At 64.0% G+C, this 24,244-nt stretch carries 29 protein-coding genes; 17 read left to right on the top strand and 12 right to left on the bottom strand.

Translation table 11 applies throughout. The features are described 5' to 3' along the window. Positions 1-52: 52 nt before the first annotated feature. The 3 genes from ACZYZ7_RS05710 to ACZYZ7_RS05700 form a co-directional block, all read right to left on the bottom strand. Positions 53-382, bottom strand: a complete 330-nt coding sequence (locus tag ACZYZ7_RS05710; RefSeq protein ID WP_463740438.1) for an ArsR/SmtB family transcription factor — start codon at positions 380-382, stop codon at positions 53-55. An 89-nt stretch (positions 383-471) separates the two neighbouring features. Continuing rightward, positions 472-1,551 (bottom strand): PucR family transcriptional regulator, encoded by a 1,080-nt coding sequence (locus tag ACZYZ7_RS05705; RefSeq protein WP_463740437.1) that lies wholly within the window; start codon positions 1,549-1,551, stop codon positions 472-474. Between the two features lie 177 nt (positions 1,552-1,728). Beyond that, complete coding sequence (locus ACZYZ7_RS05700) at positions 1,729-3,054, bottom strand: APC family permease (RefSeq protein WP_286174992.1); 1,326 nt, start codon at positions 3,052-3,054, stop codon at positions 1,729-1,731. A gap of 366 nt (positions 3,055-3,420) precedes the next feature. Between ACZYZ7_RS05700 and ACZYZ7_RS05695 the strand changes: the two genes are divergently transcribed. The 3 genes from ACZYZ7_RS05695 to ACZYZ7_RS05685 are packed head-to-tail and all read left to right on the top strand — an operon-like array spanning position 3,421 to position 7,636. Next, positions 3,421-5,700 carry a propanediol/glycerol family dehydratase large subunit gene (locus ACZYZ7_RS05695; protein WP_463740436.1) on the top strand — a complete coding sequence of 760 codons (2,280 nt, stop codon included), beginning with the start codon at positions 3,421-3,423 and terminating at the stop codon, positions 5,698-5,700. Continuing rightward, positions 5,697-6,056 (top strand): diol dehydratase small subunit, encoded by a 360-nt coding sequence (locus tag ACZYZ7_RS05690; RefSeq protein WP_135454806.1) that lies wholly within the window; start codon positions 5,697-5,699, stop codon positions 6,054-6,056. The genes ACZYZ7_RS05695 and ACZYZ7_RS05690 overlap by 4 nt, the downstream gene beginning before the upstream one ends. Further along, on the top strand, positions 6,053-7,636 hold the full coding sequence (locus ACZYZ7_RS05685) for a diol dehydratase reactivase ATPase-like domain-containing protein (protein ID WP_450071868.1): 1,584 nt from the start codon (positions 6,053-6,055) through the stop codon (positions 7,634-7,636). Before ACZYZ7_RS05690 ends, ACZYZ7_RS05685 begins: the two co-directional genes overlap by 4 nt. An 11-nt stretch (positions 7,637-7,647) precedes the next feature. On the opposite strand, the gene ACZYZ7_RS05680 is transcribed toward ACZYZ7_RS05685, so the two are convergent. After that, entirely contained in the window at positions 7,648-8,127 is a 480-nt protein-coding gene (locus ACZYZ7_RS05680) for a DUF6653 family protein (RefSeq protein ID WP_135454802.1), read from the bottom strand. After that, the gene (locus ACZYZ7_RS05675; RefSeq protein ID WP_463740435.1) at positions 8,124-8,720 is read right to left on the bottom strand and encodes a TetR/AcrR family transcriptional regulator; all 597 of its coding nucleotides are present in this window, start codon (positions 8,718-8,720) and stop codon (positions 8,124-8,126) included. The genes ACZYZ7_RS05680 and ACZYZ7_RS05675 overlap by 4 nt, the downstream gene beginning before the upstream one ends. Before the next feature lie 237 nt (positions 8,721-8,957). On the opposite strand from ACZYZ7_RS05675, the gene ACZYZ7_RS05670 reads away from it, so the two are divergent. After that, entirely contained in the window at positions 8,958-9,614 is a 657-nt protein-coding gene (locus tag ACZYZ7_RS05670) for a VOC family protein (RefSeq protein WP_463740434.1), read from the top strand. Positions 9,615-9,663: 49 nt separating this feature from the next. Here the strand turns inward: ACZYZ7_RS05670 and ACZYZ7_RS05665 are convergent, their stop codons facing one another. Next, entirely contained in the window at positions 9,664-10,005 is a 342-nt protein-coding gene (locus ACZYZ7_RS05665) for a hypothetical protein (RefSeq protein WP_463740433.1), read from the bottom strand. 305 nt (positions 10,006-10,310) lie between these two features. Here ACZYZ7_RS05665 and ACZYZ7_RS05660 point away from each other — a divergent pair, with 305 nt between their 5' ends. After that, the gene (locus ACZYZ7_RS05660; protein ID WP_463740432.1) at positions 10,311-10,745 is read left to right on the top strand and encodes a VOC family protein; all 435 of its coding nucleotides are present in this window, start codon (positions 10,311-10,313) and stop codon (positions 10,743-10,745) included. A gap of 10 nt (positions 10,746-10,755) precedes the next feature. On the opposite strand, the gene ACZYZ7_RS05655 is transcribed toward ACZYZ7_RS05660, so the two are convergent. The 4 genes from ACZYZ7_RS05655 to pip all read right to left on the bottom strand — a co-directional run bounded on the left by ACZYZ7_RS05655 (position 10,756) and on the right by pip (position 14,025). Then, positions 10,756-11,187, bottom strand: coding sequence for an SgcJ/EcaC family oxidoreductase (locus ACZYZ7_RS05655; RefSeq protein WP_463740431.1), 432 nt, complete (start codon positions 11,185-11,187; stop codon positions 10,756-10,758). 53 nt (positions 11,188-11,240) lie between these two features. After that, positions 11,241-11,732 carry a DinB family protein gene (locus tag ACZYZ7_RS05650; RefSeq protein ID WP_135454793.1) on the bottom strand — a complete coding sequence of 164 codons (492 nt, stop codon included), beginning with the start codon at positions 11,730-11,732 and terminating at the stop codon, positions 11,241-11,243. A gap of 368 nt (positions 11,733-12,100) precedes the next feature. Further along, complete coding sequence (locus ACZYZ7_RS05645; RefSeq protein WP_463740430.1) at positions 12,101-12,862, bottom strand: alpha/beta hydrolase family protein; 762 nt, start codon at positions 12,860-12,862, stop codon at positions 12,101-12,103. 152 nt (positions 12,863-13,014) lie between these two features. Then, positions 13,015-14,025 carry a prolyl aminopeptidase gene (gene pip, locus ACZYZ7_RS05640; protein ID WP_450071863.1) on the bottom strand — a complete coding sequence of 337 codons (1,011 nt, stop codon included), beginning with the start codon at positions 14,023-14,025 and terminating at the stop codon, positions 13,015-13,017. A gap of 243 nt (positions 14,026-14,268) precedes the next feature. Here pip and ACZYZ7_RS05635 point away from each other — a divergent pair, with 243 nt between their 5' ends. From ACZYZ7_RS05635 to ACZYZ7_RS05625, 3 genes are all read left to right on the top strand, one after another. Then, complete coding sequence (locus ACZYZ7_RS05635; RefSeq protein WP_463740561.1) at positions 14,269-15,651, top strand: alpha/beta hydrolase; 1,383 nt, start codon at positions 14,269-14,271, stop codon at positions 15,649-15,651. A 70-nt stretch (positions 15,652-15,721) separates the two neighbouring features. Continuing rightward, positions 15,722-16,411: a cupin domain-containing protein gene (locus ACZYZ7_RS05630; RefSeq protein WP_463740429.1), complete on the top strand. Its 690-nt coding sequence runs from the start codon at positions 15,722-15,724 to the stop codon at positions 16,409-16,411. Positions 16,412-16,428: 17 nt separating this feature from the next. Then, positions 16,429-16,995: a mycothiol transferase gene (locus ACZYZ7_RS05625; RefSeq protein ID WP_463740428.1), complete on the top strand. Its 567-nt coding sequence runs from the start codon at positions 16,429-16,431 to the stop codon at positions 16,993-16,995. Between the two features lie 228 nt (positions 16,996-17,223). Here ACZYZ7_RS05625 and ACZYZ7_RS05620 read toward each other — a convergent pair whose 3' ends face one another. Continuing rightward, positions 17,224-17,679 (bottom strand): DUF1942 domain-containing protein, encoded by a 456-nt coding sequence (locus ACZYZ7_RS05620; protein WP_463740427.1) that lies wholly within the window; start codon positions 17,677-17,679, stop codon positions 17,224-17,226. A 221-nt stretch (positions 17,680-17,900) separates the two neighbouring features. Between ACZYZ7_RS05620 and arr the strand changes: the two genes are divergently transcribed. From arr to ACZYZ7_RS05585, 7 genes are all read left to right on the top strand, one after another. Next, the gene (arr, locus tag ACZYZ7_RS05615) at positions 17,901-18,314 is read left to right on the top strand and encodes an NAD(+)--rifampin ADP-ribosyltransferase (RefSeq protein ID WP_463740426.1); all 414 of its coding nucleotides are present in this window, start codon (positions 17,901-17,903) and stop codon (positions 18,312-18,314) included. 576 nt (positions 18,315-18,890) lie between these two features. After that, positions 18,891-19,574, top strand: a complete 684-nt coding sequence (locus ACZYZ7_RS05610; RefSeq protein ID WP_463740425.1) for a hypothetical protein — start codon at positions 18,891-18,893, stop codon at positions 19,572-19,574. Between the two features lie 243 nt (positions 19,575-19,817). Continuing rightward, positions 19,818-20,246 (top strand): cellulose-binding domain-containing protein, encoded by a 429-nt coding sequence (locus tag ACZYZ7_RS05605; RefSeq protein ID WP_463740424.1) that lies wholly within the window; start codon positions 19,818-19,820, stop codon positions 20,244-20,246. A 265-nt stretch (positions 20,247-20,511) separates the two neighbouring features. After that, positions 20,512-21,120, top strand: coding sequence for an LGFP repeat-containing protein (locus ACZYZ7_RS05600; protein ID WP_463740423.1), 609 nt, complete (start codon positions 20,512-20,514; stop codon positions 21,118-21,120). Between the two features lie 149 nt (positions 21,121-21,269). After that, positions 21,270-21,566: a hypothetical protein gene (locus ACZYZ7_RS05595; protein WP_463740422.1), complete on the top strand. Its 297-nt coding sequence runs from the start codon at positions 21,270-21,272 to the stop codon at positions 21,564-21,566. An 86-nt stretch (positions 21,567-21,652) separates the two neighbouring features. Further along, entirely contained in the window at positions 21,653-22,219 is a 567-nt protein-coding gene (locus ACZYZ7_RS05590) for a dihydrofolate reductase family protein (protein WP_463740421.1), read from the top strand. A gap of 65 nt (positions 22,220-22,284) precedes the next feature. Then, positions 22,285-22,815: a GrpB family protein gene (locus tag ACZYZ7_RS05585; RefSeq protein WP_463740420.1), complete on the top strand. Its 531-nt coding sequence runs from the start codon at positions 22,285-22,287 to the stop codon at positions 22,813-22,815. A 214-nt stretch (positions 22,816-23,029) separates the two neighbouring features. Here ACZYZ7_RS05585 and ACZYZ7_RS05580 read toward each other — a convergent pair whose 3' ends face one another. After that, positions 23,030-23,302 carry a hypothetical protein gene (locus ACZYZ7_RS05580; protein ID WP_463740419.1) on the bottom strand — a complete coding sequence of 91 codons (273 nt, stop codon included), beginning with the start codon at positions 23,300-23,302 and terminating at the stop codon, positions 23,030-23,032. 108 nt (positions 23,303-23,410) lie between these two features. On the opposite strand from ACZYZ7_RS05580, the gene ACZYZ7_RS05575 reads away from it, so the two are divergent. Beyond that, on the top strand, positions 23,411-23,821 hold the full coding sequence (locus ACZYZ7_RS05575; protein ID WP_463740418.1) for a hypothetical protein: 411 nt from the start codon (positions 23,411-23,413) through the stop codon (positions 23,819-23,821). 98 nt (positions 23,822-23,919) lie between these two features. Further along, positions 23,920-24,189, top strand: coding sequence for a hypothetical protein (locus ACZYZ7_RS05570; RefSeq protein ID WP_463740417.1), 270 nt, complete (start codon positions 23,920-23,922; stop codon positions 24,187-24,189). Positions 24,190-24,244 lie beyond the last annotated feature (55 nt).

Raw genomic sequence — 24,244 nt, 5'->3', positions numbered from 1 at the left:
CAGGTGGTCAGTCGCTGCAGTTCAGGCAACAGTCATCGTCGGCCGGGCGCCATCAACAGCACTCGTCGGAGGCGGCGCTGGGACAGTGCTCGGCGTCAGCGGCCAGCACCACCTGCAGCAGATCGTTCAATGCGTGGGCGAGCTTGGGATCGGCCAGTTCGTAGCGGGTGCGCCGGCCTTCGGGCACCGCTACCACCAGACCGCAACCCCGTAGGCAGGCAAGGTGATTCGACATGCTCTGCCGGGACACTCCTGCCGCCTCGGCCAGATCGGCCGGGTAGGCGGGGGAATCCTTGAGCGCCAGCAGGATCTTGGACCGCGTCTGATCCGACAGGGCGTGTCCGAACCGAGCCAATACCGTCACGTGAGTCAGCGTCTCCACGCCTTGACTGTACATCGTGATGTGTATTCACAAAAGGATGAATCATCACCGGTGTGAGACGTCAGAGGGGAGTGCGCGCCCCGGGACCGTCAGGGAAAGCAAGCAGTTGTCACAGGCCCGGGACGTTGACCGTCGGTGCGGGCCTCATTGATCTGGTGGACGCGAACGCTGACCTCCAACTGGAAGCGGTCGGCGGGGTCCTTGAGCGACAGGCCCGTGAGTTCCTCGATGAGCTTGATCCGGTAGATCAGGGAGTGCCGATTGAGGTAGAGCGCTCGCGCGGCGGCGCTGATGTTGGTGGCCTCGTTGAGGAGGATCTCCAACGTATGGACGAGTTGCCCTCGGCGCGTCTTGTCGTAGTCGATGAGCGGCTGCAAGGTCTCGAGGATGGTCGCCATGGATTGTGGATCCTGGCGCAGCACCTCAGCGAATTGACGTGAGCCGGCCGGCCGGCCGGGCAGGGCCGGCGGTGCCGATGCCGTCACCGGGACGGACTGTCCGTCGACAGGAGGAAGCAACGCCCAATTCACGAGATTCTCGGGAAGCGCACTCAGCCGCTGCGCGGACGCGACCAACACGGAAACGGTGGATGCCGACGGGGCCGAGGAGAAGTGACACATCACGAGGTCATCGGTGACCGAAGAATGCACGGAGACACCGGCTTTGAGCGCCAACTCGTCGAGGGCTTCGCCGAACGCCGCGGCAAGGTCGTTCCAGCCGGCGTCTTCATGTTGGCGCCGTCCGATGGCCATTTCCACCTGTGAGCCGGGAATTGCTGGACTCAACAGTGGGAGCAGGCGTTTCTGAACATCGGCGAAGGCGATCTCCCATGGCAGAAGTACCACCGGGAACTCGTGACGATCGGCGAGCGGAACCAGCGAGTTGAGGAGTTCGCGGACAGTGATCTCGGGGGGAGGGCTCAAGATGAGCCCCGCCGCATGGGAGGACACGAGATAAGCGAGGAACTCCCGGTTGCCCGGCTGCCGGATATCGGCACCGGTGCACAGCACGAGGTCGCCGGGGCGGATGAAGGACTCCGCAGGCGCGTGGATGATGTCCACCCAGGCGACTTCACGGGTAAGGCCGCGATGACCGGCGACCACGGAGCCCCGGTCCAAGGGCGCCACGGTCAAGGCCGCCGCCACGCTCAGCGGCGAGTCCTGGGACATGTCGCGCCTTCTCCTGATCTACCGTTGCGGCCCGCTTGTTCGTTGTTCTTGTCGGCGAGACCGCGGCGGCACACCCACACCCCCCGAGCTCGACGGTACCAGCGAATCGTGGGCGTTCTCGCAGCACGTGAGGGGCATGCTCGCGGACCGGAGAGTCCGCGAGCATGCCCTCATCGATCACACCGAGGACAGGTCCACGGTCGACCGTCGGCTGAGAAGCATCCCGACTCCGAAGAACACCAGCGGCATCACGCCGAAGATCACCGCGAGGGTGGAGCTGCCACCGACGATCAGGGTCAGATTCGACACAACCAGCACCAGCGCCCCGGCCAGGGCGAGTGTGGCCGCCGAACCCAACACCACCTGGCGGGTCGAGTCACCGCGGCGGCGGAAGAAGATCACCACGGAGATCGTCGTCAGTAACCACAGGATCGCCAGCGCGAGGATGCCCAGACCACCGAGCGGCCCGAAGATCTGCAGCACCGGGTCCAGCTTGAGCGCGACGAAGATGCCCATCATCACGAACGAGGCCACGGTGATGGCGATCGAAGCGTTCGACGGAGCGCCATGGCGGCCATGGACCTCGCCCAGACGCTTCGGGAAAACACCGCTCTGGCCCAGTGCGAAGGCGTATCGGGACGCGATGTTGTGGAAGGCCAGGGCACACGCGAAGACGCTGATGAACCAGAAGCCGGTGGTCAGGTCGCGCCCCAGCATGCCGAGGTACTGCTGCGCGGTGTTCACCATGAAGTTGTCTGGATCGGCCTCGGCCGCCGCGATGGCGTCCGGGCCACCGTTGCCCTCGATCAGTGCCCAGCTCGAGAAGGCGTAGAAGCTCGCCACGATGCCGACGGCCCAGTAGGTCGCCCGCGGGACGGTCCGGTCCGGGTCCTTGGCCTCGTCGCGGAAGACCGCGGTCGCCTCGACACCGACGAAGCCCCACAGGGCGTACAGCAGGGCGATCCCGAGTCCACCGGCGATGCCCTGGGCGTTGAACGAGTCGCCGGTGATCCCGTGCTCACCGCCCCGCAGAACGATGACCAGGTCGAGGACGACGAGGATGGCCACCTCCGACACCAGGAAGATGCCGAGGACTTTGGCGCTGAGGTCGATGTCGCGGTAACCCAGCCAGGCGACAACCGCGAGTACCAGCGCGGTGAGCAACCACCACGGGATGTCCGGTCCGCCGAACCGGGTGATGAGGCCGTTGAGGATGACCCCGTCATACGCCGAGACACCGAGGAGGGTGGCCATGTAGGCGGGAAGGGCAAGCACGGCGGCGCCGGCCCCGGCCGCACGGCCGAGTGCCATCTGGATGTACGCGTAGAACGCACCGGGATTGGTCACATACTTCGACATCGCGACGAAGGCGGCGGCAAAGAGCAGGAAGATCGCCCCTGCCACCAGGAACGCGACCGGAATACCCGTCGTCTTGCCGAGCACCATCGCGATCGGCACGTTGCCACCGATGGTCGACAGCGGTGCTGCGGCGGCCACAACCATCAGGACAATCGAGGGGACGCCGAGTCTTCCCCGCAATTTTGCGGGGCGACCGTCCGGTGATGGTTCGCTACTTCGTGAGTTGTCAGCGTCGACAACCTGGGTCATGCGCGGATCCCTTCCACTGCCACCGGGGCCGCAGATCGCCGGCTCCGTCGAGTACCGGTGAAGTCTGCGAGACGGACGTCTCGTGGGCCAGGGGTGGGACGGCTCTTTCCAACACCTTGTTGTAGGCCAGGTCACACCACTATCCGGATGTGGTGCCCGCATCACACAACTTGTTGGAAGGACTGCGTACGTCGTTGTTCGCACCCTGACGTTCGGTCAATGCTGTGCCCGTCAGGCAATCAGAGAGGCACGGCGACGGGCATGCACTTGAACAGCACCGACATCGAGCAGGATCATCGGCTGGGACGCATTCGGCTGTTGGACGAGCAGCGCGTCAACCTCGACGGGTTCGCCGAGCCCGACCCGGACCTGGGCATGATCTCGCACCTTTCGCCCTACGACCCGGCACCGTCCTGGGTCGTGGCCGACGACGGCACTGTGCTGGAGATGGACTCGACCCCGGCCGCGAGCTTCGACACGATCGACGAGTTCATCGTGCGGTACGCCATCGACCACGCCGAGGCGCCGCGGTCGATGGCCATGGACGAGACCGATCTGGCGCGGATGATCGTGGATTCGAGCGTGCCCCGTGAGCAGGTGCTGCGGGTCTGTGCGGGACTGACCCCGGCCAAGATGGCTCGCGTCGTCGCGATGCTGCAACCGGTCGAGATCCAGATGGCGATGATGAAGATGCGCGCGCGCCGGACCCCGGCGAATCAGGCCCACGTCACCAATCGGCTCGACGATCCGTTGCTGATCGCCGCGGATGCGGCTACCGCCGTGGTCTACGGGTTCCGGGAGCTGGAGGCGACGGTGCCGGTGCTCGACGATGCCCCGGCCGTCGCGGTGGGGCTGCTGATCGGTTCCCAGGTGCCCGCGCCCGGTGCCCTGACCCAGTGCTCTGTCGAGGAGGCCCGCGAGCTGGAGCTGGGTGTGCGCGGGCTGGTGTCCTATGCCGAGACTGTGTCGGTGTACGGCACCGAGCAGGTCTTCACCGACGGCGACGACACCCCGTGGTCCAAGGCGTTCCTGACCTCGTCGTACGCCTCGCGCGGCATCAAGATGCGGTTGTCGAGTGGGGCCGGCTCCGAGGTGCTCATGGGCCAGGCCGAGCGAAAGTCCATGAACTACTTGGAGTCTCGGTGCGTGGCGCTGGCCAAGGGCATCGGAGCGCAGGGCGTGCAGAACGGCGGTATCGACGGTGCGGGCATCACGGCCTCGGTGCCCGGAGGTGTTCGCGAACTGATAGCCGAGAACCTGATGGTCATGCTGCGCGGGCTGGAGTCGTGCAGCGGCAACGACAGTTTGATGTCCGAGTCGACGATGCGCCGGACCAGCCGGACGTTACCGGTGCTGCTGTCCGGGTCGGATTTCATCTTCTCGGGCTTTGGGTCCGTGTCCGCCTACGACAACATGTTCGGACCTTCGAACTTCAATGCCGACGATCTCGACGACTACCTGGTGCTGCAGCGGGACTGGGGCGTCGACGGGGGATTGCGGTCGGTCGACCCGACCACGCTGGAGGCGATGCGTCGGCTGGCCGCCGAAGCCACCCGTGCGGTTTTCGAGTATCTCGGCCTCGCCGACTTCGACGACGATCACGTGGAAGCCGTTGTGGGAGCCCAGGGTTCCAAGGATCTGCCGGAGACCGACGGGGTCAAGGTGCTCAGCGCGGCCAGGATGATCGACCAGTCGGGGCTCACCGTGCTCGATATCGTCACCGCGCTCGCCGAGACCGGTTTCACCGACCTCGCCGACCGTGTGCTGGGCATGGCCAAGGCCAGAGTCACCGGCGACTACCTGCAGACTGCCGCCATCTTCGACGAGGAGATGAATGTGCTGTCGGCGCTGCGGGATCCGAACGACTACCGCGGACCCGGGACGGGCTACCGGCCGTCACCGGAACGGCAGGCCCAGATCGACGCCGTCCGGCAGGCGAGGTCGGTGGCCGATCTGGTCAAGGAGCAGGCCACCTTCGCCCAGCCGGAGCGGCTCGTTTCGGTCGGCGCCGCGCGGGTGGGCGACGACCCGCGGGACGTCGTCATCGGTGTCTCACCGGCGTTCGGCACCAAGTTGTTTCGGACACTTTCGGGCCTGACCATCTATGACGTGCTGGAACAGATCCTGGCCGGGCTCGAGGAGGAGCAGTGCGTGCCGCGACTGGTCCGGATCACCGACAGCATCGACCTCGGCGCGATCGGGAAGTCCGCGGCTCAGCTGTCCGGATCCGGCATCGCGGTCGGACTCCAGGCCAAGGGCACGACGATCATCCACCGGCGTGACCTCACACCGCTGGCCAATCTCGAATTGCTCAGCGTCGCACCGCTCATCACACCGGAGATGTACCGGCTCATCGGGATCAATGCCGGCCGGCACGCCAAGGGCGCTACTCCCGCCCCGATGCGCAACGCCTACACGGAGGAGGCGATCACCGCGAGATACCACACCAGGGTGGTGTCGATGGTCGCCATCGAGCGGGAGCAGTCCGAACACCGCGACGAGAACCGAAACCCCCACATCGAACTGGAGTTCACGCAATGACCGTCTCCTCACACTCCGGCCGGAGCGTCGCCGAGGTGACCGTCGAGGCTGCCCGCAACGGGGACCTTGCCCTTGACGACATCCGGATCAGCCGAGAGACCCTGCTCGTTCAGGCAGCGACTGCCGAGCGCACCGGGTCGGCACAGCTGGCCATGAATCTGCGGCGAGCGGCCGAGATGACCGCGCTGAGCTCTGACGACATGCTGTCGGCGTACGAGGCCCTTCGACCGGGTCGCTCCACGTTCGCCGAGTTGCAGGATCTTGCACAGAAGTTGGCCGGACAGCAGGCGCACATCTGCGCCGAATTCGTCCGCGAGGCCGCCGAGGTCTACCAACGGCGCGGCCTGCTGCGATGACCATCTGGGCCGGCGTCGACATCGGCAATTCCACCACCGAGGTGGTGCTCTGCCGTGCGGGCACCGAACTCGAGGTGTTGACCAGCGCGCGCACGCCGACGCGCGGCGGCAAGGGGTCGGTGCGGGCGGTCCAGGGAGCCGCACAGCTGGCACGACGGCTGGCCGAAGCGCACGGGCTGGCGATCGAACGGGCCGCGTTCGCCCCCACCGCTCCCGTGCGGTCGTCCGTCGAACGGGTCAAGCTGGAGACCCGGCGCACCGGGCGCCTCACCATCGCCACCCGGTCGGCGGCAACAACCGCGGGCGATGCCGTCGGGGTCGGTGTTCCCGTACCGGTTGACCGTCTCGGCACGGTCGACGGTCGCCCGGTCGTTGCCTGCGCGACCCGGGATTGGGGTTACCGCGAGGTGGCCGGCGCGGTGAATGCGGCAGTCGAGGATGGTCGGAACGTCGTTGCGGTGCTGACGGAGAACGACGAGGCCGTGCTGGTGTCGAACCGGCTCGGGGCCGCACTGCCGGTGGTTGATGATATCGATGTGCGGCAACTGCTTTCGGCAACGCTCATCGCCGTCGAGGTGCGCCAGGGCGTGGCTCCACTGCAGCACCTCACCGACCCGTTCTGGCTGGCCGATGTGTTCGGCCTGCGCGACGACGAACGGGTCGACGCCCGGGTCGTCGCGGATCGGCTCTTCGACAGCGCATGCGCGGTCGTTTCGCTCGACAGTTCTGCACCGGCGCTCGACACAACAACTCTGCGGACGACCGACCCAGCCTCCGAAGCCAGTGAACCGGCCGACCTGGTTCATGCCATCCATCTGGCTGATATTGCGGCACAGGCAAATTCACGACGGGGATCGGTCGCCGTCGACAGTGTGGTGATGGCCACCATGGGTGGTGCGGAGGCCCCGCCGGCCGGCGCAGATGTGCTCGGGGGAGTTCTCGGGGTTGATGTAACCCAAATCGACTCGGAGGCAGCCGCTGCGCGGGTCGGGGCCCTGACCACGCCCGGCGTCACCGACGGCGTCGTGGTGGTGGACGTCGGCGGCGGCACGGTGGACGTCGTCACGAAGGGATCCCGCGTAGTCCTGCCTGGGGCGGGGCAACTGCTCACCACCGCCACCGCCAGCGCCCTCGACATCTCCAGAAGCGCCGCGGAGTACGCAAAACGCGCGGAGGCGGTCACGGCGGTCACCGTCCAACTCGTCGAGGATGAGCATGGCCGTCGCCAGTTTCTCGACAAGCCGATCAGCGGCCGGTGCACGGGGTGGCTGCTGACCTCGGCTCCCAGCGGCCTACTGCCGTTTACGTCGCGGATGTCCGGAACAGAATGGCGCAGTTGGCGACTCGCGGCCAAACGGCTGGTCATCGGCGGCAATGTGATGAGGGGACTGGAACAGGTGTCGGCCGGTGCAACCGGGGTGCTCCTGGTCGGCGGGGGAGCCAGCGACGATGAACTCGTCAGGGCGGTCAGTGAACAACTCGGCCATGAGGTCAGCGTCGGGCGGGGCAACGTGGGTGGACAGCTAGGCCATCGCTTTGCGGTGGCCTACGGGCTCGTCGTCATGGCGACGCGAGAGTAGACGCAAAGTCCCTAGGCATCCTTGTCGGACTGCTCGTAGAGAATGCCGAGTCGGTCGATGCGCCACAGCTGACCGAGGACGATCAACGCGGCACCCGATGCTGTCGGCCACGGCTCGAGGGCAATCAACCCGTACACGAGCATGGCGAATCCGGCGAGCGCGTTCAAGGTCCAAATGCGTTGGACGACCTTGAATCCCTGTGGAATTCGGCTCCGATCGCGCATCCACATCCGCTCGCCGTAGATGCCCTTCGACGACCAGGCGGTCGGCTTGTCGATCGGCGCGAACGCGTGCGGGTTCCACCACAGCCACAGCGCGACCACCGCCAGTGGGACAAGTGCCCACCAGCCGATCCACGTGCGACTCCAGATCGCCAGGATCGCCGGGGGGATGGCCGCGAATCTGGTCCACACGCTCCACGGATTGGCATGGCGCCGCCACGCCTCGTCGCTCATTCCAGCCATGCGGGCGTACCTGTCCAGCAGGCTCATCGGAGCATTCCTCTCGCCAGTGTGCGGATAGTGGCGTCAAGCACGGCGTCGTAGCCGGGCTCGAAGCGGTCGCGGTGCATGACCACCAGGCCGATGGCGCGAATGACTTGGAGCAGTACCGCCGGTTCGATGTCGTCGACAAGGGCGCCCTCACGTTGTCCCGTCGTCAGATAGTCGAGCAGCGGCGTCACGAGATGCGGTGTGACACGAGCGATCTGATCGTTGCCGAGCCGGTCGGTTACGGCGTCGAGTTCCTCGGGTCGGGTAATCAGCCGTCGGTACATGGGATCGTCGGCCAGGGCGTCGGTGACACTGCGCAGGACTTTCACGAGTCCGTCCTCGCTCACCGGGGACTCGAGCGTGGCGGCGATGCGGGCGGCAACGCTCGGCGCCCGCTTCAGCATCACCTCGAGGTAGAGCGACTCCTTCGAGTCGAAGAAGGCATAGAAACTGCCTTTGGCGATGCCCACTGCCGCGACGAGGTCGTCGAGCGACGTCTTCTTCAGGCCCTGCGCGATGAACCGCTGCTCGCCGGCGTCCAGTAGGGCGTCGTTGATTCGTTGTTTCTCGTTCTGTGTGAACGCTGTCGCCATGGCTATGACTCTTTCTAGAATGTAGTCATAGCCTACCTCTGCCTGGCGAGCTGCGCATCCACCTCGCGCCGCGACCGGGTCTTGTGGTGTCGATCGTCGTTCACGCCCAGGCGTGCCCGTCGGACAATTGACAGGTGCGGAGCTACCTGTGACGCTGGCGAGGACGCTTGAGGCGCGTCGGCCGACCTCGGCCGAAGGGCTATGCCCGGCCTGACCTACTAATCATGGAAGCGTCGTATGCCGAGTCTCGAGAATCTCCGCAAGCAGGCCAAGCTCTACGTCCGTTGGCATCGTGATGGCTACTATCCGGTCGCTGCCCACATCCGAGCCATTCTTCCGCGGTATCGGTCCCTGACCGACCGTGAGGTGTTGCAGGCTCAGTTCAAGCTGAACGACGCGCAGGAATTGGTGGCGCGGCAGAACGGGTTTCACGATTGGCATGCACTCAAGGAAGGGGTTTCCGCAGTGACAGTTGGAGGCGCTGATGCCGGTGACGTGCAGGTAATGCCGGATTTGATGGTTGTTGAGGCGCAGATCTATGTCACCGATCTCGACGCATCATGTGACTTCTATCGGTCCACGTTGGGATTCGAGGTCGCCTTCGTTTACGGTGAGCCGGCGTTTTATGCCCAGGTCCATCGTGGTGAAGCGCGGCTGAATCTTCGGCGCGTCGACGAACCGGTGTTCGTCGGCGATATCCGAGAACGCGAGCAATTATTGTCGGCGTCGATAACGCTGACGTCGGCGGCTGCGCTACGCGAACTATTCGTCGACTACCGAGGCCACGGTGTCGACTTGTATCGCACTCTTACGACAGAGCCTTGGGGTGCAAGAACTTTCATCGTGAGGGATCCGGACGGCAATTTGATTCTGTTCGCGGCAGGAGCCGCTTGAGGGCCGGCAGGACCGGTCTTCGGGGTTGGTCGAGATGGACGCGTTGCCGCTAGATGGCCCCAGGCGTGCCGGGCGGGCTCATCGACCCGTCGACATCCGGCACCATTGCCGGAGCAGGTATGCCGCCTTCGGCAGCGTTGTCACCGGGTATTCCGTCGTCTGGCACTTGGTCGTACATGCCGCCGAAGCAGTCCGGATTCCACCCCTCCGTCGCGCACGCCGGATCATCCGGGCTGATGGGGGATGCAGGAGCGGCGGGTATGCGGGGTGCTGCTGAAGCGACGGACGACATGTTCGCCGGAACCGCGCCCAGCATGAACACTCCAGCGATCGCCGCCACGGCTGCTCTCGTCAGTGCGTTTCGCGCCTCAGAAGCCATCATCCAACTCATCTGCCGCTCCCTTCGTCTGGGGCTCGAACGGGTCGGCTTGATGTTTGCCGTTGCCGAACCGTTATCGCCATGCTCACAGCTCCGCACGTGCTGCGGGTGGAAATACGAACTTCGCTGGCAAAAACTGCAACGGCGCTTGAAGTTTGACGTGCATGTCAAGCACGAATGGGCCAACCACTACGAACGATCAGTGATTCCAGACAGCGGGTACGCACCGAAAGGCGTGAGAGAAGTCGGGCGAATCCGGCTGTGGGTGCCTGCATATTCACTGGCCGGAAACGAGTACGCATCGATATGGTCGGATGATGGCCTCGGTCAAGCAGTTCCAAGTCACTTTCGACTGCGCAGATCCGGAGCGTGTCGCTCGGTTCTGGTGCGCCGTTCTGGGATACGTCGTCCCGCCGCCACCACCGGGGTTCGACGCATGGGCGGATTTCGATCGAACGCTGCCCCCTGAGAGCCAGGGTTCGATGTACGCCTGCGTGGATCCCTCAGGCATCGGTCCGAGACTGTTCTTCCAACGCGTTCCCGAAGGCAAGGTCGTGAAGAACCGCGTGCATCTTGACGTGCGGGTGGGCACCGGACTGGTCGGTCAGCAGCGTCTGGCGACGCTTGAGGCCGAGTGCGGGCGGTTGGTCGAGTTGGGCGCGGCGCGTGTGCGATTGCTGGCCGCCGACGGCATCAACGAGTCGTGCATCGTGATGCGGGACGTCGAGGGCAACGAGTTCTGTCTCGACTGACACCTCCAACTCATAGCGGAGCCGATGCCGGCGGGAGAGTATCGACGACGGGCGTGTTCTGCGCCGCGGCGACCCACCATTTCCCACCTTGCCGGACCAAGACGTACATCGCCATCTCGTTGAAACCACCGTCCAGCGCGCTGCGGCGAATCTGGGCAACCACTACGTCCGGTGCGGGATGGCTGACCTGTGCCGGTTCGAAGCGCGAAGCAGGAACGACCGGGGGACCACTCATCATCCGACGATGGATCGGGTTGAGATTCGAATAGCCCTGGAGCACCATCCCTTTTGGTGTGCCCCATAGGATGTCGGCTGCGAACATCTCGTCGTACACGTCAGCGTTTCCGGTTTCACCACCGCGCTGGAGATGGTTGATCAGATCGCGCACCGCTTGATCGCCGTCAACGGTTGGGGCATTCAGATTCGGACGTTGTGTCGTCATCGCCCAACCGTAGAATCCCAAGCGCACTTGAGGTCAAGGAGTTTCAAGGCCGACTACCGTGCGGTGGCGTCGTCGATCTGTTCGCGCAGGATGTCGCCGTGACCTGCGTGCCGGGCGAATTCCTCGCTCATGGCAAGCAGAGTCCATCGCATGCTGACCCGGCCCTCGCGGGGATTGTCCTTGGTGTCATCGAGGTCGAACTGGGAGGCGATCGCGCGTGACCGGCGGCTTGCGCGCTCGAACTCGGCGATGACGTCGGCCAGTGACTCGTTGTCGGCGACGGCGAAGGTGCCCTCGTCGCGGTTCGAGTATCCGTCGCATTGAGATTCGCCGAGTCCTGCCCAGAACCGTTGGAACCAGATCCGTTCCGCGGCGGCGGCATGCTTGATCAACGAGATCGGCGTCGTCAACGACGCAACGAGCCGTCGGCGGGCGTCCGCATCGGACAGGCCGCGTACGGTGTCGACCAGCGCCTCGCGGTTGCGGTCGAGCATGTTCTCGATGATCGCTCGCTCTTCTCCATCGGTGATTCGGTTGGTACTCATGTGATTTCACTCCGTTCTGCAACGAGTTGGGCCGGCGCCGTCGACATCGGTCCGCCGAACGCCGCAGACCGCGGGTACGGCGATCGGTGTCGGAGGGGGAAGAGGTGCCCGCGTCAGGGGACGGCCCAGGAGCGCTCGCCGCGAGGATTGCGGACCGAGCATGGACGATGCGTGCTGCATCGGTATGGCAGCTTCGACCCGTCAGGAAGACCTGCTGCCGAGGTCAGTATGTGGGTCCGCCGGCGTCCTGGCAATGTTCCGAGGCCAGGGCACCTGAGCACCACCGCGAAGTCCTGACCCGGCCACCATGCTCGTGGTGAGAGGGTATCGGCGACCTGGTGCGGACCGGCCACCGATACCCTCTCACGTCACACCGGAGAAGCGCTGTCCGTCTGTCCGAGGTGTCGAGGGAAGAACCGAGTGTCTATCCGGCCATCAGTTGGCACCTGGTGATGCCCGCCTGGGAAGGCGTGTAACGCCTTGTCCTGCGAGGCGAACGCGTCGAACAACTCGAGACCGAATTCGCGCGGGATTTCCTTGTCGTCCAACGGGAGCAGGTACTCGATCGGGATGGTTACCCGTGTTGCGGCGTCGAGCAGAGCGTCGTGCGCCGACACCCAACCGAAGACCGCCGCGGCGATCCGAGGCTCGGTCGCTGCCAGCGTTATCCCGACCGCACCGGACAGTGACGCTCCGGAGTAGCCGATCGGTGCCTGTACACCGATTTCGGGCAGCGCTTGCACGGCGTCGATGGCTACCTGCCATTCCGGGACAGCGCGCTCGGCCACCGATTGGCAGTAATCGGCGAGGATCCGGCCGAACGCGGGACTGCCTTCGTCACGTGCCTGGCGAAAATCGGCGATCAGGCGCTGGTCTTGTGGGCTTCGCGGCCGATCACCGTGCCCGGGCAGGTCGATAGAGACGACGTGGAAACCGTCAGTGGTCACCGCGGAATGGGCCCGGGCTACGTGCTGCGGGGCTTTGGTGTCCAAGCCGCCGGGATGGCCGGCCAGGATCAGGGGAGCGCCCTGAGTATCTGAGTCCGGTGACCAGAGCACACCGGTGACGCCGTCCAGGGTAAAAGTGCGTTCAATGACGCCGTTCGAGGTTGTCTGCGAGGTGAAATGCATGGTGTTGCCTTTCGGGATTGCCGTTGGTCAGGCGCTCCCGGCGACACCTTCGTCGATCCCTCAACCGTGAACACGAGTGGGGAGCACCCACATGGTTGCTGCGTACATGGGTCTCACCTCCTCGCGTCATCTCACGGTTCCGGCGCACGGTATCAACGTGAAGGTGGGCCCGTCCAACGGTTTTTCTCGTCGCTCGGCGCACCGGCTGCGGTCAGGCCGGCGATTGCATCAGCGATCGCCTCGGCCATGGCAGGGCTGCCGGTGTGACCCGCATCGTCGATGATCGTCAGTTTCGCCGCTGGCCAAGCCTGCGCGAGTTCCCACGCCGTGAGCAACGGTCCTGACAGGTCGAGACGTCCGTGAATCAGCACTCCCGGAATCTCGGCCAGCCGGTGGGCGTCCCGCAACAGTTGTCCGTCGTCGAGCCACGCGTTGTGAGCGAAGTAGTGCGCGCAGATACGGACAAACGCCAACTTCGCCGTGCCCGGCTTGTCGCTGTATTGTCCTGGCTTACCGAGGTTTTCGTGTGCTATCACGGCGTCTTCCCACGCACACCAGTTCACGGCGGCCTGCTCGCGGGTAGCGCGATCAGGACTTTCCATGAGCTGTCGATACGCCTCGACGAGGTTGCTGTCGCGCGCTTCGGCAGGCACGCCAGAGCGGAAACGTTCCCATTCGGCAGGCAACAGCAGACGGAGGCCGCCGTAGAGCCAGTCGATCTCCTGTGGCCGGCTCATGGTTACTCCGACCAGGATGATGCCGGTAACGCGTTCGGGATGGCGCTGCGCATAGGCAAGGATCAGCGTGGATGCCCACGATCCGCCGTAGAGCAGCCACCGGTCAACGCCCAGATGCTCACGGAGGAGTTCCATGTCGGCCAGCAGATGTTCGGTGGTGTTGCACCCCATGTCGGTAGTGGGATCGGCAGCGCTGGGGACACTGTCGCCGCATCCTCGCTGGTCGAACGAGATGACGCGAAACTGTTCGGGATCGAATGACTTGTGAGCGTTGCGCGATCGTCCTGACCCCGGCCCACCATGAACAATCAACACCGGGCGGCCGGCCGGATTGCCCCTGCACTGCCAGTACATGCGGTTGCCGTCACCGACATCGAGCAGACCCTCGTCATGGACCGGGAACTCACGGAACGATTCGGCAGCCACAAGTTGTGACGGTACTGCGCCGTCAGCCCCGGGGTGACCTCGCCTGGCTCGCCGACCGGGTCAACCGGTGGTGAGACTGTTCGCCGGCCAGCGGCGGCGATGCGGTGTGAGCCGAGAAAGTAGATGTAGGTCGCTACAAGGCTTTCGGTTGCCGGCAGCCAGGTGTCTCTCAGTCAACGCTCGCATACTGATGCTGTGCCGCCCATCGGTTCAGCGACAACCGAGCCGCCAGTTCCGACCCCGATGCCTCCGATCCCGGATCCCGATTTCAGCCGTTTTGGGCATGGGATCTCGCTGCTTGGCGGTTGGTTGCCGCTGAGCGTCGAGATCGCGACGCTCGTGGTGCTGCTCGTGGCGATCGGATGGCGGACGCGACGTTGGCGGACACTCTGGATACCTATCTGTGTGGCAGTCGCTGCCCTCGCCGCGTTCGCGGCTCGCGCGTATATGAACTCGCAAGGGCTGGCCTCCGACCCGGCACCGATCACACTGTGGGTGTGGACTGCGGTATTCGCCGGTTCCGTGGCGGTGGCGATCGTGGGTTTTCGCGGCACCCGATGGTGGCGGCGGACATTGTCTGCATCGGCCGTCCCGTTGACGTTGATCTGTACGTTGCTCGTGCTCAACGGGTGGGTCGGCTATTACCCGACAGTGCAGCGTGCGTGGGGAGATCTCACTTCGGGCGCCCTTCCGGACGAGACAGATGCAGCCGCGCTTGCCGGCATGCGCAATACCCAGCCCGACACGGGGAAGGTTGTGCCGATTGACATTCCCTCCGACGCAAGCGGATTCACGCACAGACGTGAGTATGTCTACCTGCCACCGGCCTGGTTCAGCGGTGCCACTCCACCGTCCCTACCAGTCGTCATGATGATCGCAGGGGAGTTCAGCAATCCGACGAACTGGATGCGCACCGGAAACGCGATCGGCGTGATCGACAGCTTCGCCAGAGGACATGGGGGAGCGGCGCCGATCTTCGTCTTTGTCGATTCCAGCGGGAGCTTCAACAACGACACAGAGTGCGTCAACGGTCCGCGCGGAAACGCCGCCGACCACTTGACAATGGATGTGCGTCCGTACGTGATCTCGCGCTTCGCCGCTTCATCGGACGCTGCGAACTGGGGCGTGGTCGGGTGGTCGATGGGAGGCACGTGCGCGATCGACCTGACGGTCATGCACCCCGACATGTTCCAGACGTTCGACGACATCGGGGGTGACCGGGGACCGAATTCGGGCACCAAGGAGCAGACGATCAGCCGGCTTTACGGTGGCGATGCCGATGCGTGGGCGACATTCGACCCGCGAACGGTCATGACCAAGCACGGGCCGTACGTGGGAGTGGCGGGGTATTTCGACGACTCGCAGGAGCCGGCCGACGACAAGACGAAAAATCTTCCGAACCGTCCCGATCAACATCGTGCGCCTGTCGGTTTCGGCGGCCACGACGACGCCGACGAGTTCCGGGAGAAGGGGGCCCTACCCGATCTGTGCGCGGCAGCCGTCGCGGTCGGCATTGGTTGTTCGCTGCGCGTGTATCCCGGCTACCACACATGGCAATTCGCGGCCACGGCGTTCGCCAATGCGCTGCCGTGGCTGGCGCATCGCGTGCATGTCCCCGGCGCTTAGACGTTCTCCGGTGCGGGCGACTTCCTCGAACTCGCTCACGGCCCGTCAGTGTCGACGGTAATCTCCCAGCGTGACGGTAAATCGTCGCAAAATTTTGGGCGGAGCGGGCCTGGCAGGCGCCGCGGCCGCAACCGGTGTGGGCGTTGACCGCCTGATCATCTCCACCGGCACCGGCGATGGCCCTGACAAGGAAACCCCAATGTCCGATGATGCTGCGCGCTTCGGCGACCCCCGCCTACCCGCCGAGACGATCATCTCGCAATCACACTTGTTCCATCTTGGCGCTTCGCCCAAAAGCACGCATGACGGCGGCTGGTACCAACAAGCCAACGAGGACAACTTTCCGATCCTCAAGGGGCAGGAGGCCAGCCTCCTGCTGCTCACATTGCAGCCTGGGGGAATCCGCGAGCCGCACTGGCATCCGAGTGCGTGGGAACTCAACATCGTTACCAGCGGAGTGGCGACCTGGATTGTCATCGACGGGAACGGGAACTACGAGCACTTCGAGCAGCATGTCAATGACATCGTTTTCGCGCCCCAAGGTTCATTTCACTACTTTGAGAACCGCGGCCCCGACGACATGACAATAATCATCATCCAGAACACCAGTGCGCCCGAAGACAAAGACAATATCGGTATCGGTGAGTCCCTCAGCAGGCTTCCACCGCGGGTGCTGTCCGCCGTATTCGGCGTTCCCGCAGAGACAGTCAGCTCCTTCAAAAAGATCGACAACGCCATCGTCATCTTGCGATCGCCGTAGCCGGATACCCTGAGGCGATGGTCGATGATTGTCCGTGGGAGCCGCCACTGGCGGGAACAGAGGCGGAGCACCTCATCGGTGCACTGGAGCGGCTGCGAGCCACCTTCCGATGGAAGGTGGGCGGCCTGGACTCCTCGGGATTACAGGCTCGGGTCGGCGTGTCCCCGTTGACTCTTGGGGGGTTGACCAAGCACTTGGCGCGGGCCGAGGCGGAGCGCTTCGGCCCCATGCTCGACGGGTCGCCGATTGGATCACCATGGGATACCGCGGACTGGGATACCGATCCGGACTGGGACTTCAATTCGGCCGCTGATGACACCCCAGAACAGCTCTATGCGTTGTGGGATGGCACCGTGGCACGATCCAGGGACAAACTCCAAACTGTGCTTGTCGCAGATGATTTGAACCAGCTTGTGGATCTCGCATGGCCTGACGGTCGACGAGCCAGCCTGCGGCGCAGCGTCTGCGACATGATCGAGGAGTACGGGCGCCACACCGGCCATGCAGATTTGATCCGCGAGAGTGTTGACGGTTTGGTGGGCGAAGATCCGCCCGCTGGTTGGCGGCCGGTTGAGTTGGGGTGACCTCATCAAGGGGTCGACGTCGCCTGGTCAACGTGCGAAAAGGCTGCGGGATGGTGGCGGGAGGCACTGTCTCGACGAACGCGCCTGCCGCGGCGGCGAGTTCGCGGTACATACGCCCTCACCGGTGTGTTTGAACAACCAGCCGCCGTGTCCCTCGATCCCGGCGGACAACACCTTCATGAGCGGCGAGCTCCGCCCGCATCCCCTCCCCATGTGGGCGCACCCGGATCAGCCCTTCCACACCACCTTGTCGGTGCCGCCGGAGTCCCGGTAAACGACGCTGTCAGGAACGGCGCCCCCGCGTACGTCGAAGTAGATCCGCCCGGTTGTCTGGGTGCCCGGCGAGATCGGTTGGTTGGCAAGGCCGTCCGTCTGGTTTCCCTTCATGTCCGCGTAGGTGGAGCTGTTGACAGCTCGCGCGTTGAAATCGGAAATGTTCGGCGTCGGGGAGCCGCTCACGGCTCGGGCCGTCACCTCGGAGTACCAGATGCCGTCGTTGTGACCGCTGGGCTGCAAGCTACTCACGGTGTAGTCGATCGCGCCACCTGAACTGGGAATCTCTGCCGTTTGGCCGAACTGGAGCACTTCCGGGTCGGCGAACGCCGGTGGGGCCGCGAAGACTCCGGCCGCCGCGATTCCAGCGGCAGCTGCCGTTGTTTTCAATGCGATGTGCGAGAACGTCATGTCATGCTCCCTCCGCCAGGTTCCTGCTGCCAGGAAATGACCACGTTCTGTTCCGCTGAGTGCGTATCCAAATTCAGGGATTTCAAACCTTCCCGTTTCCAGCCGGCGGCCAGGTTTCTCGCAGCAAGCTCTCCTTCTATGCCGTGGGAGCAGTGTTCGTGCAGGCGGCCGCGGCTGGTCGGGGCGATAGTCCAGGCGACTGCAAATCGTAAAATCGGCTCATGAGTGAAGTACTCGATGAGGGGCCGTTCTTTCACGGCACCAAGGCAGAACTGCGTCCCGGTGACCACCTGACGGCCGGGTACAACTCGAACTATCGGCCCGAGGTCGTCATGAATCACATCTACTTCACTGCCTTGCGCGACGGCGCCGGACTCGCCGCAGAGGTTGCAGCACTGGAGGAATCGACACCACACGTCTACGAGGTCGTTCCCACCGGGCCCTTTGAGGACGACCCGAATGTCACGGACAAGAAGTTTCCGGGCAACCCGACGCGGTCGTTTCGAAGCGAAGCACCACTTCGTGTGGTGCGCGAAGTCACCGATTGGGCGCGGCTGACGCCGGAGGCATTACAGATGTGGAAGGACCGGTTGGCCTCGATCCGTGCCGACGAACGAGGCGAGATCATCAACTGAAAAAGGAAGTCCGCCAGATATTTTGCGAGAAGCGCCGGACAACCTGAGGCGAGGCACACGGAATGCTGACGCTGGCGACCCGGACTGTCGAGTTCACCCACCGAGTCATCAACCGGGACTCCGGCCTGGATGCCTGAGACGTCGGTGACGCAAACCGTCAGGACAAGCCTCTCGGCAAACACAAAACCAATGAACCATCAGGACTGCAGGAGCCTCTGGTGGTCGTGGCTGTACTGGGGTTTTGCCAGACAACGGATGATCCAATAGAGTGCTCGGCTAATTACTATTATGCCGTAGCACCAGGCAAGGTGACGCGCATCACATCGTGGCAAACCGGGGTGGTAGTTGCCACGGATGTGACGGGTCGGCGGCAGGTTAACCCCTGCTTCGCAGCAGCTGTAACTCACGCAGCAAACTCTTGCTGGCACACATCTGGTCGGGCGGTGCTGGTCGCCGCATTGTGACCGGTGTGCAGTTCAACCCTGTTTTTCACGCCGACAGGCGGGGTTGGAGGGGGGTGTTCGTGTCCGACGCACGGATCCACAAGTTCAAACCCCCACAGAGGAGAGCACAACCATGCCGAAGGCCGACCGACCACTGGAGACGTTCGGAAAACCGAAACACGTAAAGAAGATCATCACCACCCTTCTCGTCGCGACCGGCCTCGGTGGCGCCACACTGCTCTCGTCGCCGATGCACCGGCATCCAGCGATCGCCGTTGAGCAACGGCCGGCGGACGACTCCGCCACCAGGCCGGTCGCACCCGCAGTCACCATCCCTAGGCCGGTGGTCGTGACCAAGGAATCCAACGCGCAGGACATCGTCAACGCCATCGTCAGCCAGGGCAGGGCCGCCAGCTTGAGCGAAGACCAGATCAAGACCGTCATCGCCACAGCGAACATCGAATCCAGTTTCCGCCCGACCGCGTCCGGTGGCGTGCAGGCCTACGGTGGGCCGGGGGGAGCCGCCGATGAGGTCATCGGCCTGTTCCAGGAGAAAGCCAGCTTCGGCACCCTGGCCGAGCGTCAAGACCCCAACATGGCGATCGCCCGGTTCATTGCCCGATTCACTGAGGCGTTCAACAAATACGGCATCACCGGCGACCCGGTGCTGGCAGCCACGCTCGCGCAGAATCCGCAACTGCTCAAGTACCACGGTGGGGTTGGAACGCACTACTACAACACTGTGAAGGCCGCGATGACCGCAGCGGCAGACATGTACAGTCGGGCGGTCGGTGCCACGCTGCAACCGGTGACCTGACGCCGGATGTGACGGCGACGTTCCGTCTGATGCGAAAGCCGCCAAGCTGAGCCGGCTCTGGTCACATTGCGGTTGAAAGTTGTTGGGCGGCAGAGTGATACTCCGCCGATGATTCGCACGGGCCGGTCACGGTGCGGAGGCTTGGTGCGGAAATATCGTGACGGTTTCATTTGAATAAACGTTCTGCAGCGTCCCGGCGACGCGGGCGCCGACATCGCCTGATTGGCTTTAGCGTCGACTGCCGTGGCCGAACTGGGCAATTTCGTGAAACGCTGGCGCACAGCGCTTCATCTCACCGTGTCGACACTGATAGTGGCCACACTCGGACTCGCGATCACGCCCGTGGCGCATGCGGCTGCGGCCATGGCGACATTATCGGTGACATCGACATGGCAGACCGGTTTCATCGCCCGCTTCACCATCACCAACTTGAGCTCGATGCCGCTATCCGATTGGACGCTTGAATTCGACTTGCCGGTGGGCGAATCCGTCTCGCACACGTGGAGTAGCACCCTGACCCAATCTGGCACGCACTATGTTCTCACGCCCGTAAATTGGAATCGCATCATTCCACCTGGCGGTTCAGCCAAAGGTGGTCTAAGAGGCGTGCTGAGCGGTTCTTACACACCACCGTTGAATTGTGTGCTCAACAGGCAGTATTTCTGCACCTAACGGCGACTGCGCACCGATGATCGACACTGAAGCTGTTGTTGCGCAGTGAGTTACGCGTGATCGCATCGTTGGTGCGGTGCGGTGTCGCGCGATTCGAGCGGCGTTCGCCCTAGCCGCCGCGACCGCGGCCTCTACCCAAGTGCTCTGGCTCGCCCTCAACGGACCGCTATCGCCTGCGCCACTTCTGTGGTTCGGTTATAGTCCCGGCCGGGCGAGGGTTCAGTTGTAACTTGACCCACACCACAGGATGACGCGAGAGGAAACCATGAGGACGATCGCAAACCGCCACACGGCAGCAGTCGGCCTGGTCGCTGTCGCGCTGGTCGCTGCGGGATGCAGCAATGGCAACAGCGTCGATACATCGATGTCGCCTCAGGTCGGCTTGATCGCCACCTCCACGTCCGAAACACCGGGGCAGCCCACCGAGGTCAAGCTCATCGGGGACAGAGACGTCGAGGTGACGCTGACCGGCCCGATCGCGGCGAAATACTCGTCGGCAACCGAGAGTCAGAAGCAGACGCTCGGCAAGCCGCTGACGGGTGATCGCAACGCGGGAACGCGGGACAGCGGAGTGGTGTTCCAGCAGTTCCAGGGCGGCGTGATCGTCGCCAAGAACGACGAGGCAGGCACGCCTGCCTACATCACCTCGGGCAAGATCCGGGAGGCCTGGAACATCCCACGCGACCCGGAGGGCGTGCCTGTGGTCACCGGCGATAACGGCTCGGCAGGTCCACTGGGCGCCCCCACCAGCGACGAGAACGCCGACGGCGATCTCGTCGTGACGACGTTCGAGCACGGCAAGATCGAGTACAACGCGAAGACCGACCAGGTCGAGGTGACGGTCAACGACAAGGTCGTACCGTCCGGGCTGTAGTGCACGAGTGGCGGGTTCCGTTCGTCGGTGGCGCTCCATCTGAAGTGCCAGGCGAATGGGTCGCAGCCCTGGCAGCAGTCGCGCGTGATCTTCGATGTCGGCGACAGGGGAGAGCCGTCAGCCTCGACGGCGTCGAATGGGTGCTCACCGTGCACTCAGACCGTTCGGTAGCGATCGGAATGACGACGTTGACGGCTGACGCAGACCTGGGCGCATTCTCCATCGGCCGCGGTTTCGCACTCGAGACAAGCCCCGCGCAGGCGATGGTATGGGTCGCATCAGTGGTTCAGGACGAGTTGGCCGGCTACGAGTTCGTGCAGTGGCCTTCGGACGGTTGGAAGTTGCTTGCCCCGGACCTCAGGGGCGGTGAGGCTGTTTGGGTCGACCGCAGTGACCGTGTGGTGGCGCCGATCGGTGCATTGTGCGACGAATCCGGGCGACGGTAGTTGGAGACCGGCCTGGGTGTCAGGCACTAGACGGTGAACCGTGTGACGTCGCGATGAGTTTTTCCCTCCGGCGAAGTCCGATCTCAATGGGCAAACTCATCTATAGCTTCAACGTGTCGGTGGACGGGTACATCGCTGATGCACAAGGCAACATCGACTGGGGCGATCCAAGCGAAGAACTGCACCAGTACTGGAACGACTTCGAACGGGAGACCGCCCTGTCGTTCTACGGGCGGCGGCTTTACGAACTGATGTCCGCGTACTGGCCGACTGCCGACAAGGCCCCGGACGCCACCCCTCTGATCGTCGACTTCGCCCGCATCTGGCGCGACATGCCCAAGGTCGTATTCTCGCAAACCCTGGAGTCTGTCGACTGGAACTCACGACTGGAACGCGGCGACCCGGTCGAGGTGGTGACAAAACTGAAAGCCGAAACCGACGGCAGGCTGGAGGTGGCCGGCGCGACGCTGGCCGCACCCATCGTGCAGGCCGGTCTCGTGGACGAATACCGGATCGTGGTCGCACCTACCGCCGTGGGCGGCGGCATCCCGTTCTTCCCGACACTGCCGTCATGGATCTCGCTGCGACTGTTGGAGAACCGCACCTTCCCGGGTGGCACGGTCCTGCTGCGCTACGAGGCGAAGCGCGACTGATCGGACGCACACAGCCGAGCGAGATCGTGATGGCAACAATTGTGGGTGATGTCAGACTTTGTGGTGTGAGCGCCGATGAGCCGTGGGTTGAGGTGGTCGCGCATGACGGCGGCTGGGCTGAGTCATACCGGGCGGAGGCCGCAGTGATTCGCGCCAAGCTGGGGGATTACGTGCTTGGAGTCGAGCACTTCGGAAGCACTGCAGTGCCCGGGCTTTTCGCCAAACCGATCATCGACATCCTCGTCGGCACCCAGCCCGGCGGAGAACCGCACACGGCGATTGACGCCCTGGGGCACCTCGGGTACGAGTACCTGGGCGAAGACGGTCGCCGTCCGGGACGATACTTCTGGCGGAAACGAGGCGTCACCGCGTTCAATGTGAGCGCGGTCCCGCACCTCGGGGCGTTGTGGGTGAGCAATCTCGCGGTCCGCGACTTTCTTCGTGCCCGTCCGGACTGGGCCGAACGGTATGGGCAGGCCAAGTTGGATGCTGCGGCAGCAGCTGGGACAAGCATGCTGAGATACCAGAACCACAAACGAGATTTCGTCGACGAGCTGCGCGCCTCCGCTTTGGCGTGGGCGGCTGAGCCCCGTTGATTGCGCGTCCGGCAGGTCGTTGATGCCTCGTCTGCCCTCAGCTTGGCTACTGCGCGGCCCGAACGCGTGGCTGATGCAAATCCCTTGTTGGCGCCGTCTGAAATTTTGACGGTCCATTGAAGTTGCCGTGCAGGGGAGCGGCCCCGGAGGCGCGTCGGCAACCGTGTCTTGCTGCGTCAGGGTAGGTGCGCTCGAGGTGGAAGATCCCCCCGCATCACTGCCCGGATCCTGCCGGCTGATTGCAAACCTGTTGCATCTTGGCGAGGTCAACCAGTTCACCGTAACCCTTGTGCAGTGCCGCAGGGTCCGCGGCGTTTCTCGCTACCCACGAAAGAAGCTGGTCGGCAATGAGATTCACCATCTCCCCGCGCGATGGATCGCGCAGATCAAGCATCAGCACGTTGTGTTCGTTCAGTTCGTGAATCTCCCGTCGCGCCGGGCCGTCCGGCAGCGTGTCCTCAAGAGAATCGAACAAGAAGCTGGTCATGGAGCTGCTCCAGGACCAGTCACCCGCCTGGAAACGAACAAAGCCGCCCATCGCCGTCCTCTCATGTGACCGCGGACCCGCACTCCGCACGCGTCGCGACTCAGTCGATTGCCCACCCTGCCGCATATTGTTTCAACCATGGGCGCGCCCAGTGAGCGGATCATCGAACAACGCGTGCGTAACCGTGTCATGGAAGCAGTGGAGGTCCTCGCCGACGGAGACGACGGCGTTCGGACGGTCGGCGACTGCTGTTACTACAACTATTTCTTCGACTTCATCGACGACGACATCACCGCGACGTGGCGTGATCTGAGCACTTTGACGCCTGTGGAGGTCCGGCAACTCGAATCCCTCCATGACTTGTTGAAATTGTCCTTGCAGACGACAAACGCGATGGACGCTGACGAGCTGATCGCATCAGGGTGGCCGGTCCGCATCGCCGCGGTTGCTCGCAGAACCCTCGAGACCATGCAGACGCGGGGACGATACGACGAAGAGAGCGAGGAATTCGACCGGTGACCGGTGTCGGCGCGTGGCTGATTGACTTGTAGCGCTGGGCCGGTTGCATTTCCGATCGCGCGTGGACATTGCGAGATGATGCGCTGGTAGCGTGGGGTATGAGCGCACAACCATCGGCATTCCATCCCGCCCATTGCGCCGACGACCTCATCGACGCCTATCTCGAACACGAAGATCGGCTACTCGCCGAAGCCGCCGGCGACGCTACCGGCGCTGGCGAATACCGCAATCGCGAAGATGACGACGTCCTAGCCGCGCTCATCGCCTGGAAAAAGAAGGCCCAAGATCGCGGCAAACCGCTCACCGAGCAGGACTGGATGAGTCTGGTCCTCGAACTTGTGCACCGCGCTGCCGCGCAGCGGCGATGACCCGCCTGTCGTGCACGGCCTGAAAGCCCCGTCGGCGGCAGGCATACACCCGGGT

It is taken from the genome of Mycobacterium sp. IDUB_17 (assembly GCF_055419465.1).
This window is presented reverse-complemented; position numbering and strand designations above follow the sequence as displayed.